At 60.4% G+C, this 13307-nt stretch carries 15 protein-coding genes and 1 tRNA gene; 10 read left to right on the forward strand and 6 right to left on the reverse strand.

Features of this window, described 5'->3' with window-relative positions:
* Positions 1 to 11 precede the first annotated feature (11 nt).
* Positions 12 to 965, reverse strand: a complete 954-nt coding sequence (gene nadA / locus FNU76_RS05910) for a quinolinate synthase NadA (RefSeq protein ID WP_143856848.1) — start codon at positions 963 to 965, stop codon at positions 12 to 14.
* Between the two features lie 266 nt (positions 966 to 1231).
* Between nadA and FNU76_RS05915 the strand changes: the two genes are divergently transcribed.
* The 7 genes from FNU76_RS05915 to FNU76_RS05945 all read left to right on the forward strand — a co-directional run bounded on the left by FNU76_RS05915 (position 1232) and on the right by FNU76_RS05945 (position 6401).
* Positions 1232 to 2446 carry a molybdopterin molybdotransferase MoeA gene (locus tag FNU76_RS05915; RefSeq protein WP_223879242.1) on the forward strand — a complete coding sequence of 405 codons (1215 nt, stop codon included), beginning with the start codon at positions 1232 to 1234 and terminating at the stop codon, positions 2444 to 2446.
* 55 nt (positions 2447 to 2501) lie between these two features.
* A complete protein-coding gene (moaD, locus tag FNU76_RS05920; protein ID WP_143856850.1) occupies positions 2502 to 2759 on the forward strand; it encodes a molybdopterin converting factor subunit 1 in 258 nt (85 codons plus the stop codon).
* On the forward strand, positions 2760 to 3272 hold the full coding sequence (gene moaE, locus FNU76_RS05925) for a molybdopterin synthase catalytic subunit MoaE (RefSeq protein ID WP_143856851.1): 513 nt from the start codon (positions 2760 to 2762) through the stop codon (positions 3270 to 3272).
* The gene (gene mobA / locus FNU76_RS05930) at positions 3256 to 3867 is read left to right on the forward strand and encodes a molybdenum cofactor guanylyltransferase MobA (protein WP_179958368.1); all 612 of its coding nucleotides are present in this window, start codon (positions 3256 to 3258) and stop codon (positions 3865 to 3867) included. The genes moaE and mobA overlap by 17 nt, the downstream gene beginning before the upstream one ends.
* Positions 3855 to 4337 carry a cyclic pyranopterin monophosphate synthase MoaC gene (moaC, locus tag FNU76_RS05935; protein ID WP_143856853.1) on the forward strand — a complete coding sequence of 161 codons (483 nt, stop codon included), beginning with the start codon at positions 3855 to 3857 and terminating at the stop codon, positions 4335 to 4337. Before mobA ends, moaC begins: the two co-directional genes overlap by 13 nt.
* A gap of 180 nt (positions 4338 to 4517) precedes the next feature.
* Positions 4518 to 5513, forward strand: coding sequence for an OmpA family protein (locus FNU76_RS05940; RefSeq protein ID WP_143856854.1), 996 nt, complete (start codon positions 4518 to 4520; stop codon positions 5511 to 5513).
* A 252-nt stretch (positions 5514 to 5765) separates the two neighbouring features.
* Positions 5766 to 6401 carry a S24 family peptidase gene (locus FNU76_RS05945; protein WP_179958369.1) on the forward strand — a complete coding sequence of 212 codons (636 nt, stop codon included), beginning with the start codon at positions 5766 to 5768 and terminating at the stop codon, positions 6399 to 6401.
* Between the two features lie 391 nt (positions 6402 to 6792).
* Here FNU76_RS05945 and mltF read toward each other — a convergent pair whose 3' ends face one another.
* Positions 6793 to 8220 carry a membrane-bound lytic murein transglycosylase MltF gene (gene mltF, locus FNU76_RS05950; RefSeq protein ID WP_143856856.1) on the reverse strand — a complete coding sequence of 476 codons (1428 nt, stop codon included), beginning with the start codon at positions 8218 to 8220 and terminating at the stop codon, positions 6793 to 6795.
* A 103-nt stretch (positions 8221 to 8323) separates the two neighbouring features.
* Here mltF and FNU76_RS05955 point away from each other — a divergent pair.
* A tRNA-Ser gene (locus tag FNU76_RS05955) sits at positions 8324 to 8413 on the forward strand.
* Between the two features lie 108 nt (positions 8414 to 8521).
* Here the strand turns inward: FNU76_RS05955 and FNU76_RS05960 are convergent.
* Together FNU76_RS05960 and FNU76_RS05965 are read right to left on the reverse strand one after the other, a co-directional pair.
* The gene (locus tag FNU76_RS05960) at positions 8522 to 9295 is read right to left on the reverse strand and encodes a tyrosine-type recombinase/integrase (RefSeq protein WP_223879243.1); all 774 of its coding nucleotides are present in this window, start codon (positions 9293 to 9295) and stop codon (positions 8522 to 8524) included.
* Positions 9296 to 9402: 107 nt separating this feature from the next.
* The gene (locus FNU76_RS05965; protein WP_143856858.1) at positions 9403 to 9906 is read right to left on the reverse strand and encodes a hypothetical protein; all 504 of its coding nucleotides are present in this window, start codon (positions 9904 to 9906) and stop codon (positions 9403 to 9405) included.
* Between the two features lie 127 nt (positions 9907 to 10033).
* Between FNU76_RS05965 and FNU76_RS05970 the strand changes: the two genes are divergently transcribed.
* Positions 10034 to 10288, forward strand: coding sequence for a terminase small subunit (locus tag FNU76_RS05970; RefSeq protein ID WP_143856859.1), 255 nt, complete (start codon positions 10034 to 10036; stop codon positions 10286 to 10288).
* The gene (locus FNU76_RS05975; protein ID WP_223879244.1) at positions 10285 to 11718 is read left to right on the forward strand and encodes a terminase gpA endonuclease subunit; all 1434 of its coding nucleotides are present in this window, start codon (positions 10285 to 10287) and stop codon (positions 11716 to 11718) included. Before FNU76_RS05970 ends, FNU76_RS05975 begins: the two co-directional genes overlap by 4 nt.
* 357 nt (positions 11719 to 12075) lie before the next feature.
* On the opposite strand, the gene FNU76_RS05985 is transcribed toward FNU76_RS05975, so the two are convergent.
* Positions 12076 to 12699 (reverse strand): GyrI-like domain-containing protein, encoded by a 624-nt coding sequence (locus FNU76_RS05985; protein WP_143856860.1) that lies wholly within the window; start codon positions 12697 to 12699, stop codon positions 12076 to 12078.
* Complete coding sequence (locus tag FNU76_RS05990) at positions 12696 to 13244, reverse strand: PadR family transcriptional regulator (protein WP_143856861.1); 549 nt, start codon at positions 13242 to 13244, stop codon at positions 12696 to 12698. The genes FNU76_RS05985 and FNU76_RS05990 overlap by 4 nt, the downstream gene beginning before the upstream one ends.
* Positions 13245 to 13307 lie beyond the last annotated feature (63 nt).

Here is a 13307-nt window from a genome sequence, read left to right on the forward strand (position 1 = left end):
AGAGAAAAGCCTCAGACTGCGACCGCCAGTGGCTTTTCCATGGCGGCTTCCCTTGCCTGCGCCTCGCTGAAGGCCAGCATGCGCTCGATGGGCAGGCGGGCAGCGTCCATCTGCTCGGGCGTCAGGTAGTCGATCACGGTCCCCTCGCCTGCCTGGGCACGCTGGACCCGCTCGACATTGTTCAACTTCATATAGGGGCACTGGTTACACTGGCAACCGGCATAGATCGGCGCCTGCACGATCTTCAAGTCCGGCCTGGCCAAGCCCATGTTGTAGAGAATGCCGTCTTCGGTCGCGACAAAAATGGTCGCGTCGGGCTCTCGATCGAAAGACTTGATCCAGTTGAGCATGCCCGAGGTGGAGCCCACATAGTCGGCGCGCTTCAGCACCGGCAGCGGGCTTTCCGGATGGGCGATCAGATAGCTGGGGCCGTCCACGGCCGCCATGCCCTGGTTCAGGGCCTGCTCGTTGAATTTATCGTGCACCTCGCATACCGCCGACCAGAGCGGCATATCGTAGCCGTACTGATAGTTCAGGTAAGCACCCATATTGCGGTCCGGCGAGAAGATCACCTGTTTACCCTGGGCATACAGGTGGGCAATGATATCGTCCACGTTCCGGCTGGTGACGATCCAGTCGCTGAGCGCCTTGTGCTCGGCGGAACTGTTGATATACGACACATGCACATGGTCCGGATAGCGTTCGCGCCAGGCTTTGAGCCGCTTTACATCGGTCTGCGTCACCAGCGAGCAGGTCGAGCCGGCATCCGGCAGGATCACGGTGGCATTCGGATTGAGAATCTTGGCCGTCTCCGCCATGAACCGCACGCCGGCAAAGACAATGATGTCGGCCTGGGCATCGCGGGCATAGAGAGAGAGTTCCAGGCTGTCGCCGACCTTGTCGGCCATTCGCTGGATTTCTGGCGCGGTATAGTAGTGCGCCAGCGTGATAACGCGCTGAGACATGGGAAATCCTCCCGGCTGAAAAACCGCCTTTCCGGCGGCAAGGGGCCCGATTGCTCGGACGGTTCTTGCAGGCTGCAGGCGGAATCCCCGCCCATACGACCGCAGCACGGCAACACCATAACAAAATCAACGGCTTTGATCCAGCCAACTACGCACACACTCGCCCTGCTTCATGCCTTGGTGTAGGGTTGGATCGATCCCGCAATTACCTTGTCCAATCCCTTCATCCCGGCGAATTGAACCAAGCGAGTGTACCAGGCATGTTAATGAGCTTCGATACCGCCCTGGCCAGCCTGCTGGCCGCGGCAGAAACGCCGTCCGAACATACCGGCGACTGCGAATCCCTGGCCTTGGCCGACTGCGACGGCCGAGTGCTGGCCCAGGCCCTGGTCGCGCCCATCGCGGTGCCGGCCTTCGACAACAGCGCGATGGACGGCTATGCCGTTCACCTGGCCGATTTCGATGCCATTCCGATCAGCCTGCCGGTGGTACAGCGTATCGCCGCCGGCAGCCAGGGGCTGCCCCTGGCGCCAGGCAGCGCCGCCCGTATCTTTACCGGCGCACCGGTACCGGCAGGCTGCAACGCCGTGGTGCCGCAGGAAGACACCCAGGCGGACGGCGATACGGTCCGGTTGCTGGCGTCAATCAGGAACGGCCAGCATATCCGCCATGTCGGCGAGGATATCGCCCTGGCCGACACCGTTATTGCAGCCGGCCAGGTCCTGGCGCCGCAGCATCTGGCCTTGGCCGCCTCCATCGGCATTGCCCACCTGACCGTCCGGACGCGGTTGCGGGTCGGCCTGCTCTGTACCGGCGATGAGCTGGTACAGCCCGGCCAGCCCCTGCCGCCGGGAGGCGTCTACAATTCCAACCAGTTCGCCATCGCCACCCTGCTGGCCCGGCTCGGCTGCCGGGTACGCGACTACGGCAAGGTGGTCGATACCTACGAGGCTACCGTCGCGGCAATGCGCCTGGCCGCCTCGGAAAACGATGTGGTCATCAGTTGCGGCGGGGTATCGGTGGGAGAGGAAGACCATGTCAAGGCAGCCGTTTCGGCACTGGGCCGCCTCGACCTGTGGCGCATCGCCATCAAGCCCGGCAAGCCGCTGGCCTTCGGCAAGCTGGGCCAGGCCGACTTTATCGGCCTGCCGGGCAATCCTGTCAGCGCCTTTCTGACCTTTGTGCTGCTGGCGCGACCGTTTCTGCTTAAACGCATGGGCGCCGATGTGTCCGCACCCAGAGCCATCCATGTCCCGGCCGACTTCGCCTGGCCAGGCGCCGGCCAGCGCCGTGAATTTTTGCGGGCCAGGCTGGTCGGAGGGGACGACGGCAGGCTGCTCGCGCAGCTTTATCCCAGCCAAGGTTCGGCGGTGATGAGCGGGCTCGCCTGGGCGGACGGCCTGGTCGATGTGCCCGCCGGTGGACGTATCGAAACCGGCGACAGCGTACGCTACCTACCCCTGGAACAATTGACGGGCTAGCACCGCGCGATCGCCGCGGCCAATTCAATCCTGTTTTTATGAGCCGATGACTTCTATGCAGATCAAGCTATTGTATTTCGCTCGCCTGCGCGAGCGTTTCGAACTGGACGGGGAAGACCTGGACGTGCCTCGCGGCGTGCAGACGGTCGCCGGCCTGCTTAGCCATCTTGCCGGCCGTGGCGATGTCTGGGCGGACGAACTCGCTTCCGGGCGGGTGTTCAGGGTCGCGCTGGACCAGGAGCTGGTGGACTTCAGCGCGCTCCTGCACGACGGCGCGGAAGTCGCGGTATTTCCCCCGGTCACGGGAGGCTGAATGGAAACCCTGCCGCAGGCATCGATCCACATCACCGTGCAGACGGATGACTTCAACCTGGCGAACGAGCATCAGCACCTCAGCCAAGGCGATCGCGGCATAGGCGCCATGGTCAGCTTTGTCGGCTTGGTACGCGATCTCAACCTGGCCGACGACGTGGTGGCGCTGGAATTGGAACACTACCCCGGCATGACCGAAAAAGCCCTGACCGGCATAGCCGAAGAGGCCGCCGTGCGTTGGCCGCTGCATGCGGTTCGCATCGTGCATCGCGTCGGCCGGCTACGGCCGGGCGATCGCATCGTGCTGGTCCTGGTGGCCAGCGCGCATCGCCACGCGGCCTTCGAAGCCAGTACTTTCATCATGGATTACCTCAAAACCCGCGCGCCCTTCTGGAAAAAGGAATGGACGCCGGCCGGGCCCCGCTGGGTGGATGCCCGTGTGGGCGATGTCAGCGCAGCGGATCGCTGGCACCAAGTGGTAAGCGAACAATATGGCAATGACGATCATGATTGAACTCAACTACCAGGCGGTGATCCTGGCCGGCGGCCGAGGCAGCCGAATGGACGGGCGCGACAAGGGCCTGGCCGAATGGCGCGGCCGCCCTCTGTTCCGCCATATGCTGGCCAAACTCGTGCAGCAAAGCCGTGCCCCGCTGCGCATCGCCATCAGCGCCAATCGCAATGACCAGCGCTACGCCGAGGCCGGCTGGCCGGTACTGGCCGACCGGCGCGACGGCTTCGACGGCCCTTTGGCCGGCATCGAAACCGCCTTGCAAGCCTGCCAGGCCGATTGGCTGCTATGCCTGCCCTGCGACACACCGCAGCTGCCCAACAACCTGGCCGAGCGGCTCATGAACGCGGCCAGCCTGGGCAATGCCAAGGCTGCCTATGTCACCACGGCTGCCGGTCCCCAACCCGCCTGCTGCCTGGTGCACCGCTCGCTGCTCGAACCCTTGGCGGGCTACCTCGACAGCGGACGCCGCCGCGTGCTGGATTGGCTGGTGACGGCCGCCGCGGTACCGGTCCACTTCGCCGAAGCGGCCGATTTCAACAATTTCAATACGGCAGCGGATCTCGCCGCCGGCGAGCCCCTGCCATGCAGCCACTAAGCCATTTCGACGCCGCCGGCCAAGCCCATATGGTGGATATCGCCGCCAAGCCGGAAACCCGCCGCATCGCGATCGCCGGCGGCCGCATCCGCATGCAGGCCAGTACCTTCGCCCTGCTGCAGGCCGGCGGCGCCGACAAGGGCGATGTGCTGGGTGTGGCACGGCTGGCCGGCATCATGGCGGCCAAGCGCACCGGGGAACTGATCCCGCTTTGCCACCCCATCCCCTTGACCCACGTGGCATTGGCGTTCGATCTGCAGGCGGACGATGCCACGGTGGCCTGCACCGCCACAGCCGAAACGGTCGGCCGCACCGGTGTGGAGATGGAAGCCATGAGCGCGGTAACGGTCGCCCTGTTGACTATCTACGACATGCTGAAGGCAGTCGATCGCGGCATGGAAATCGAGGCGGTCCGCTTGCTGGAAAAACACGGCGGCAAAACGGGAAGCTGGCAGCGTTCCACGGCATAGCGCCGGCAGGGATGGGCAACAGGCAATCGCAAACTTGGGAGACGTGAGAAGTTGGCTTGAACAATATCGCGCGGACGTGCTTCTATCCTCTCGTCATGCCCTGTCGCGACTTTCCGGTCGGGACAGCGGCTGGCCGTGCTCCGGCAAGACGCCGAGCCGATATAGCCATGAGGAGCAACAATGCGCACGCAAGTTCTGTCCGCCTTGCTGGTGGGTATGCTGGCCGGCCCGCACGCGATAGTCGCTGCCGCCGATCTTGCCGGCGGCAAGGATCACCCGCTGATCAGCCGCTATGCCGGTGCCACGCTCAATGCCTTTGCGCAGGAGGAATACGCAGAGATCGAAATCATCCAAAGCGCCAAACTACCGCCCGCAGACAGCGGCCGGCGCTTTGGCGAGCAAAAAGCGGGCGGCAAACTCACGGCGAGCAATTACCTGGCGCCAGCCAAGCGCACCCCGCTCGAAGTTTTCCGCAACTACGAGCAGGCGCTCAAACAGGGCGGCTTCGAACTGCTGTATAGCTGCGAGACCAGCAACTGCGAGAAGCGCAAGATTACCGGCCAGAACCGCTATGCCCAGGATCTGCTGGCCCGACGGCTCAATGATCTCTGGTCGGAAAAAGCCCCTTCGGTCGAGTGGACCGACAATCCGAGCTATTTCGTCTCGGCCCGGCTCAAGCGCCCGGCGGGCGATGTCTATGCCGCCATCTTCGTTACGCCGGGCTATGCCGGCGCCGAGCAAGCCGGGGTGTTCCAGTTCGTCCTGGAAACCAAGCCGGTCGATACCGGCCTGGTCAAGATCGACGCCGGCGCGTTGAAGCAAGGTTTGGCCGGCAGCGGCAAGATCGCCCTGTATGGCATCTATTTCGATACCGGTCGCGCCGAACTGAAGCCTGAGTCCGCCCCCCAGCTGGAAGAAATGGCCAAGCTGCTGCGGCAGAACGCGAAGCTGCGGGTCTTTGTGGTGGGCCATACCGACAACCAAGGTGGCTTCGACGCCAACCTGGCCTTGTCGCAAAAACGGGCCGAGGCGCTTGTCGCCACCCTGGTGCGGGAATTCGGCATCGACGCAAAACGGCTGCAGGCTCGCGGGGTGGCCAATCTGGCACCGCTACAGACCAATGCCGACGAGGCTGGCCGGGCGAAGAATCGGCGTGTGGAACTGGTGGAGCAATAAGCCCTACGCATGCTGGTCCGAAAACAAGAAGTATCCCTCACTAAGGTGTAGCGAGACCAGGCAATCGCTGGCACCGAGCGTTCAGTATCCACATCTACGCAGCGCCTCCCCAGCGGGAGGCTGTTCGCCCATGCACGTGAGGATTATCTTGCTAAATTCAATTTTCGTTCAATAACTGCACAACCTCCATTGCATCAAACGTCGATACCCTTTTGTGTCATGAATACTCTTGAACACAGGTTAAAGCAAGCCATGTTGGAGTTACCTCATAGGGTAACGATTCCCGATTTGGCCAAGGCTGCCGGCGTGAGCTATCAGGCCGCCGAAAAATGGTACGACGGCCGCACCAAATCGATGCGCTCGGAATATGCCCACAAGGTGGCGAACTGGCTTGGCGTCAACGAGCAATGGCTTTCGACCGGCAAGGGCCCGATACGCAGCGTCGCCGCCCCCAGGGCCGACTATGCCCATGCGCAGCAAAGTTATGTGAAAGTGAGCAGTTACGATGTCGAACTGCCCACCGATAGCGATGCTTTGATCTGGACGGAACGGGCGGAGCAAGAATCCCTACTGTTCCATCCCACCTTCTTCCCCTTCCGCCAACACAAAGCCGACCATAGCCGCGCCCTGCGCGTCGATGGCCGCTCCATGGAGCCGGCGCTGGGCGACGGCGATACCGTACTGATCGACACCACCGATAGCAGGATCGTGGATGGCGAGATCTATGCCTTGATGGTGGGGGCGGAACTGTTTATCAAGTACGTCGATCGTCTACAGGACGGCATACGCCTGCGGTCCTCCAACCCAAGTTTCTCTTCGTTGGAACTCAAGGGCGAGGAGCTGGACAAGCTCAAGGTGCTCGGTCGCGTTTTCTGGCGCGCCGGCTAGACCCCCGGGCATTGGACACAATAATTTAACAACTGAAGTTAACTTTTTCTTGACTTTGGTTTAATTTCGGTTAAATTAGCACCGTCGCCACCCGCTTTACTGGCGACCTGTGTGTCCAGTAGACCTGCCACTCGGCACATTGCTCACAAGATAATCGCCACAGGTTTGGCATACGCAAGAGTATTCACGGCGGGCCAAGCGCGGGTCGATGCTCGATCCGGCCAGTCTGCCCATACGCGGCATGCATTTTCAGCACGCGTTTCGCTCCGGTTGCGCGGCTTGTTCAAAACGAGTCCCGGTGCGAGGTTAGCCTACGGAGAACACATCGCAGCTGGAAGCGCCGGCCCCCTCCCCGGCGCTTTTTTTTGCCCACCGCCTTTAGCCGTCCATCCTATTTGCCACGCCCCGCAATGCCCAAGCGCACACCCTCCGGGTTTGCCACCGTCACTTGTTCGTTGAAGGGCGGGAACATCAGCTTAAGCGGCTTCTCGAAGCGCACCAGGATGTCGTAGTAGCTGCGCACATTCTCGACAAAGATCACCGTCTCCCCTCCCCGCGCAAACCCATACTTCAAAGTGCTGAAGTACTCGTAATTGCGTAGCAAGGGAATAACCGTCTTCAAATCACTCCAGCTATCCGGATTCTTGCCCCCGCGCTGCGCGAGTACGCGCGCATCCTCCAGGTGCGCTACGCCGATGTTGTAGCTGGCCAGCGCAATCCACGTCCGGTCCGGCTCGGCAATGCGCACGGCCAGCCTATCCTTCAGCATGGCGACATATTTCGCGCCGCCACTCACGCTTTGCTCCGGATCCAGCCGGTTCGTCACGCCCAATCTATCGGCCGTATCGGTGGTCAGCATCATCAAGCCACGCACGCCGTAATCACTGACGGCATACGCATCCCAATGCGACTCCTGATAGCTGAGCGCGGCCAACATGCGCCAATCAATGCCGTACTGCGCCTCGGCATCCATAAAGTAGCGCCGATACTTCGGCAACACCGTCAGCCGACGGCTGAGAAAGGTGGTGGCATCCACCGGCTGCAGCCGGTTGGCGTGGCCGTAGTAACGATCCAGCAGACGTGCCAGCGTACCGTCCTTGCGTATGCGCTCGAAAAACTCCTTGGCCTGCTTGCCCAGCTCCTGGGGCGCATCCGCTGGCCAAGCCCAGGCGAACGGCAGCGCATCCGCCACCGGAAAAGCCACCGCCACACCGGGATGAAAGTTTTGCGCCAGCTCAAGCCCTTGCGTATCCACGATGGCGTAGTCGATCAGGCCGCTATCGACCTTCTCGATCAGCTCCTCGGTATCCTGATGCCGTGCCTCGCTCCAACGCAATTTGGGATAGCTGGCCCGCATATTCCGCATGGTCGGTGCGAATAGCCCCGAGACCATCAACACGCCATCCCCAAGCGCACCCAGGCTCGCGGGACGCGGATCGGCGCTACGATAGACCAGGACGGGCTGCTGGCTGGTATACGCCGGCCCAAACTGCAATCCCTGCCGCTCCCGCCGCACCATGCCCACCCCGAGGTGAGCCTCGTGCAGGATCATGCGCCCCGGCATCTCCGACACCCGTGGCGCAATCACGAACTTCACCTTTACGCCCAGCTCTTCGGCAAAGCGGGTGACCAGGTCGTAATCGAGCCCGGCGTACTTGCCCTCGGCATCCACATAGAGGCTGGTCGCGCCATTGCGTATCAGCACCACCAGCTCGCCCGTTTCGCGCAAAGACGCGACGGGCCGAACCTCGGGTTCGACCGGTTCGGGCGTGCAGGCTGCCAACAGCCCCAGCGTGATCCACAACAATCTGCGCAACATGCGTACGTCATCTCCCTGGTTGGCACGATTGTGCCATGCCTGGGAGTTTTTGATATGGGTTGACACTACCGTTACAGGTAGAGATAATGCGCGCCTTCGAGACGGAGAGGTGGCAGAGTGGTCGAATGTACCTGACTCGAAATCAGGCGATGCGGCAACGTATCCGTGGGTTCGAATCCCACCCTCTCCGCCAAAAAATACAGTAGTACCAAGCACTTAGAAGGCCCAGCGCGTTATCGCCCTGGGCCTTTTTCATGGCATTCTTGGTCCGCAAAAACCTGTCTGGTCCGCAAAACGCCCGCTAGCGCGTCGGTTTTACCAGCTTCCCGGCCCGATTTCTGACATATTTTGCGGTCATTGAGGGTGTGGTATGGCCGAGTTGATCCTGTGCCGCGTCCATGCCGCCGGACATGTCGTTTTCCGTAGCGGCCTTTGCGCGCAGATCTCGGAATTGCCAAGTTTGCCCAGCCCGCGCACGGGCTCGCTCAAACTTTGACCGCAGCGTGCTCGCCACCATCGGCGTTCCATCTTTGTCGATCAGCAACCGTAAGCTGCGAACCCTGTGTGCCTGCTTCCTGGCTATGATGCGCTCCAACAACAATTGCAACTCACCCGCGATAGAAATGCGTAATTTCGTGCCGGTCTTGTTCTGCTGCACCCAGATTGCCCCGTCCCGAATGTCGGTCTCCGACATCTTCAGCAAATCCGCAGGCCGCTGGCCGGTGAGTAGCGCCAAATCTAGCGCATCGCGTAGCGGCTGGTCAGCTTCGTCCCAAATTGCTTTGAAGGCAGCATCATCTACGTAGATATCGCGCCCCTTCTCTTGGAACCCTTCTATCCCTTGGCAAGGGTTGGCAAGATCGGTATATCCCCATAAACGCGCTTTATTCCATATGTGACTGAACAATGCCTTTTCGCGATTGGCCGCAATCTGTCCGGTGGTAATGGCCACCTTCGCGCGCGGGTTCTTTTCCTTTGCTTTTTCAATCGCGTACTTGTTTCGCCACTCTAAGTATTGGGAAACGTGGATTGGCCTTATTTCACCTATAACGCTTTTCTCATCGTCAAAAAACATCAGTAGGTACTCCAACTGCGTCAAATTGTCCTTTTGGGTCCGAGAGGCTTTAGCAGGCTGGTGAGAAACTCCCGGCATCAGCGACTGCGTGGGAAAATCTGACCAGATCAGGGAGGCTTGCTCAAGAAATAGGCGAAAATTGCCTGATTCTTGAACAAAATCCCGTATTTCCGCAGTTTTCCTGCAGTACAGTGGGACTCCGACGAGTTTCTCACCAGCCTGTTAAGCGCCCGCTTGTATTCAATGACCTGGCCTTCCAACTCGGCAATGCGGTTATTCGCAATCTGCAATTGACGGTCCTTCCGACCAATTGCCATGGCGCGCTCGCTGCTCTCCCGAGCCACCCACACAAGCCTCTTTCCCAACTCGCGGGCAACCGCAGCTGCGGCGCATCCATCCTCACTTTGTTCTGCCGAAGCTCCGCCTTCGAACTTTCGCTCAATGCCGTCTCCTACCGCGATGATTGGATACGGCATCAATGTAACTAGGCCGGGGCCGTCATCGGGAAATGCCGCAGACCACCGTGGTGCGGCAGCACCGTAGGCTTGCCAGCGGGCCAGTTCGCGCAATTCCCTGCCGGCTACTAGCCATTTAAACCAATGCATGAACATTCCAGATTCCCCTTTATTCGCAAAGAACCTACACCGAGGCACAGGCTTTTATTTTTTGCTCGGACTGGCAGACAGAACCCCTGCGGGGGCAAGTGTTCTGCAGCCTGATCAATCAATTGACGCCGGGGTGACCCGCCGCGAGCTGGCACCGGTGGTAGTGATCGAAGAAGTGCTGGCCAAGGCAGGCAATAAGGTCGGCGGCATTCTCGATGCCATCCCCGGCGCCATCCGTCGCCGCGTGCCCGGCTTGCCGGCCGAAGCGCTGACCCATATCGCCAGCGAGATTGCCCGCGTGCGCAACCTGGCTGCTGCCATCTCGCTGACCGACCTGCTCGACGACAAGTCCGCGCCGGACGAACTCGACGTGGAGATCGAGGCGTGAACCTGGCCGAGATCGCCCACCTCTCCGAAGTCGATATCGGTAGCCACCTGGCGCGTGGCTTGGCCGCCTTCGGCGTGCCCGAGCCCATGTCGCTGGAAACGTGGGCGGCCAAGCATTTCTACCTGTCGGCCGAATCGTCCTACGTAGAACAAGAGTGGCGGGCCTGGCCGTTCCAGCGCGCCATCATGGCAGTGATGTCGAACGACGATATCAGGGAGGTCGATCTCAAGAAGTCCGCCCGCGTCGGTTACACCAAGATCATCTTGGCCAAGCTGGCCTACAACGCCCACCACAAGCGGCGTAATCAAGCCCTATGGCAGCCGACCGACGAAGACCGCGACGAATTCGTTAAAACCGAACTCGACCCGATGTTGCGCGACGTGGCCGTCATGAGAGACGTGTTCCCCGCCTACATGGCGCGGCACAAGGACAACACCCTCCAGGCCAAGAAGTTCCTTGGCTCGATGTTGCACCTACGTGGCGGCAAAGCCGCCAAGAACTACCGCCGGATTTCAGTCGATGACGCCATCCTCGACGAAGTCGATGGCTTCGACGCAGATGTGGAAAAGGAAGGCGACCCGTTCACCCTCGCCGCCAAGCGGGTAGAGGGGGCAACGTTTCCGAAAATCATTATCGGCAGCACGCCCAAGCTGAAGGGCTTTTCCATTATCGACACGCGCTTCGAGCTGGCCGACGCGCGCTTCCGCTTTGTGATTCCTTGCCCCAGTTGCGGCGAAGCACACCCCCTCACCTGGGGCGGTAAGGATGAAAGCCATGGTTTCAAATGGTCCGGCAAAGACCCCAAAACCGTCCGCCACCTCTGCCCGCATTGCGCCACGCTGATCGACCAGGGCGAATACCTGCGCGTGTGCGAGTCCGGCGATTGGTTGTCCGACGACGGCTTGCTGTCCATCGACCATGCCGGCGTGTTCCGCAACGCGGCCGGCCATGTCGTGCCCGCACCTAGCCATGTGGCCATGCATGTCTGGACGGCCTACAGCCCGGCCGCCAGTTGGTCCGATATCGTGCGCGAATTCCTCGCCGCCATGACCAAGGTCGCCGAAGGCGACATGACCAAGCTGAAGGCGTTTATCAACACCACGCTGGGCGAGGCTTACGAGCAGGAAGTACAGCGTTCCGACGCCGACGAGCTGAAGCAGCGCGCCGAGCCGTTCCCGCTGCAATGGGTGCCGCGCGGTGGGCTGATGCTGCTGGCCAGCGTGGACGGGCAAGACATCCGGAATAAGGTGTGGAATACCTATGAATCAGACGATTGCAGTACTTTTTGCTCGCGCCGACAGCCATTACAAAGCACTGCCGGGCACGGATGTGTGGGACATCGAAAGGGATGCCAGGCGCTGGCCAGGAGGGAGCGCGCTGGTCGCTCATCCCCCGTGCAGGATGTGGGGCCGACTCAGGCAGTTCGCTAAGGGGCGGCCGGACGAAAAGGCGTGGCTATCCAGGCGGTGGATTGGATTCGCCACCACGGTGGCGTGCTGGAGCACCCAGCCGAATCCAGTCTCTGGCTGCATTGTGGGTTACCTCGCCCAGGAGAATTTCCAGACGAGCACGGCGGCTGGTGCTTGGCGATAGAGCAGTTTCATTGGGGGCATCGTGCCGAGAAGGCGACCTGGCTGTATATCGTCGGATGCTCGCCAAACGCGCTTCCACCCATCCCGCGTCGCCCAGGGAAACCAACTCACTGCGTCCGGCCGGCAAAGAGCTATCCCAGACTGCCTTCCATTACTAAAGCAGAGCGTGAGCGCACACCACCTGAGCCGCTACAACTAGTGCGTCATTGGGCGAACTGGCTGGCGGAGGATCAGCGTCCGTTTCTCTGGAGCAGTTCGTTGCCAGTCATCGAGGTAGATCTCGTGATACGGTCCATTAGGCTCTAACCCACGATCCGGCAGGACCGTTCGATACAGTTGATCTAGCAGTGGACCTATCCGATCGGCATCGCCTACATGCCTCAACTGCACACATGGACCTTCCTCAAATGAAACTATTCGCAGGGAATCAGGAAGCGGACCCAGCTGCGAGCTTACTTCCTGAACCGCTTGATCAAACAATTCTTGGGTCGTCCATGCCGGCAAAACAATCATCGCCCGCCAGTTCCAGTTGTCGCGCACGCCATCGGCAAGTTGGGCCGGATCGTTAGCCCAGTAGAGCAGCTCTACCGGCGCGTCGATGAAGTTCTTTCCCATCCTTTTACGTGCCTCGCGGCGAATGGGCTGGATGGCCTGGAGGAGGCTTCGAATAGCTGCTCCAATGGCCGCATGGTTGGCGCCGCCAACGCCATCAATTGCTGCATAGATTAATTCTGGCACGGTGGCCGCTTCAAAATCAGCTGTTCCAGGCATGTACAGCTGTTTCAGCAATGCACGGTCTTGTGTGAGATCGATTGTCATTCAGGCCTCCGGGGTTTAGTTTGCATGTAGGCGATCGTGGCCTGTATCCACTCCAGTTCGGCCCTCAACTGCCCGGCTGTGAAATCGAACAAGGACTCAACAAAATCTGGTTGCGGCTGTGCTGGCAGCCGTACTGTCTCAAGGCGACGAATTTCCGATTCCACGGCCGCCACTCTCTCCGCCAGAGCATCGATTGCCTGATCGAGCGGCAGAATGTTCCAGTTAAGCATGCCAACCGATACCGACGAATACGTTGGCTTCCATGTAGCTAAAGCCTGGACTGTTCGAGAGATCAAGGCTTCGCGCCCTTCTGGCGAAATCGTATAAGTCTTGCGAGCTTTTGGCCCATTTGATGACGCTGCGTGCACAAAGTCTGCTCGTTCTAGCTTTCCGAGAACGAAATAGATCGACGAAAACGCGATCTCAGTCCACTCGCGCATCCCTCGGGACTCAATCACATGCTCGAGCTCATACCCATGACGCGGCATCTCCGCGACAAGGCCCAGCACAATAAACTCACAATCGGAGAGGGTGTTCGTTTTCATATTCTATTACTAGAATATGTTGCAGTGAACCGCAACACTTTTCGAGTGTGATAGGCACTTGTT

This window comes from Chitinimonas arctica, from assembly GCF_007431345.1.
GTDB classification, from domain to species: Bacteria; Pseudomonadota; Gammaproteobacteria; order Burkholderiales; family Chitinimonadaceae; genus Chitinimonas; species Chitinimonas arctica.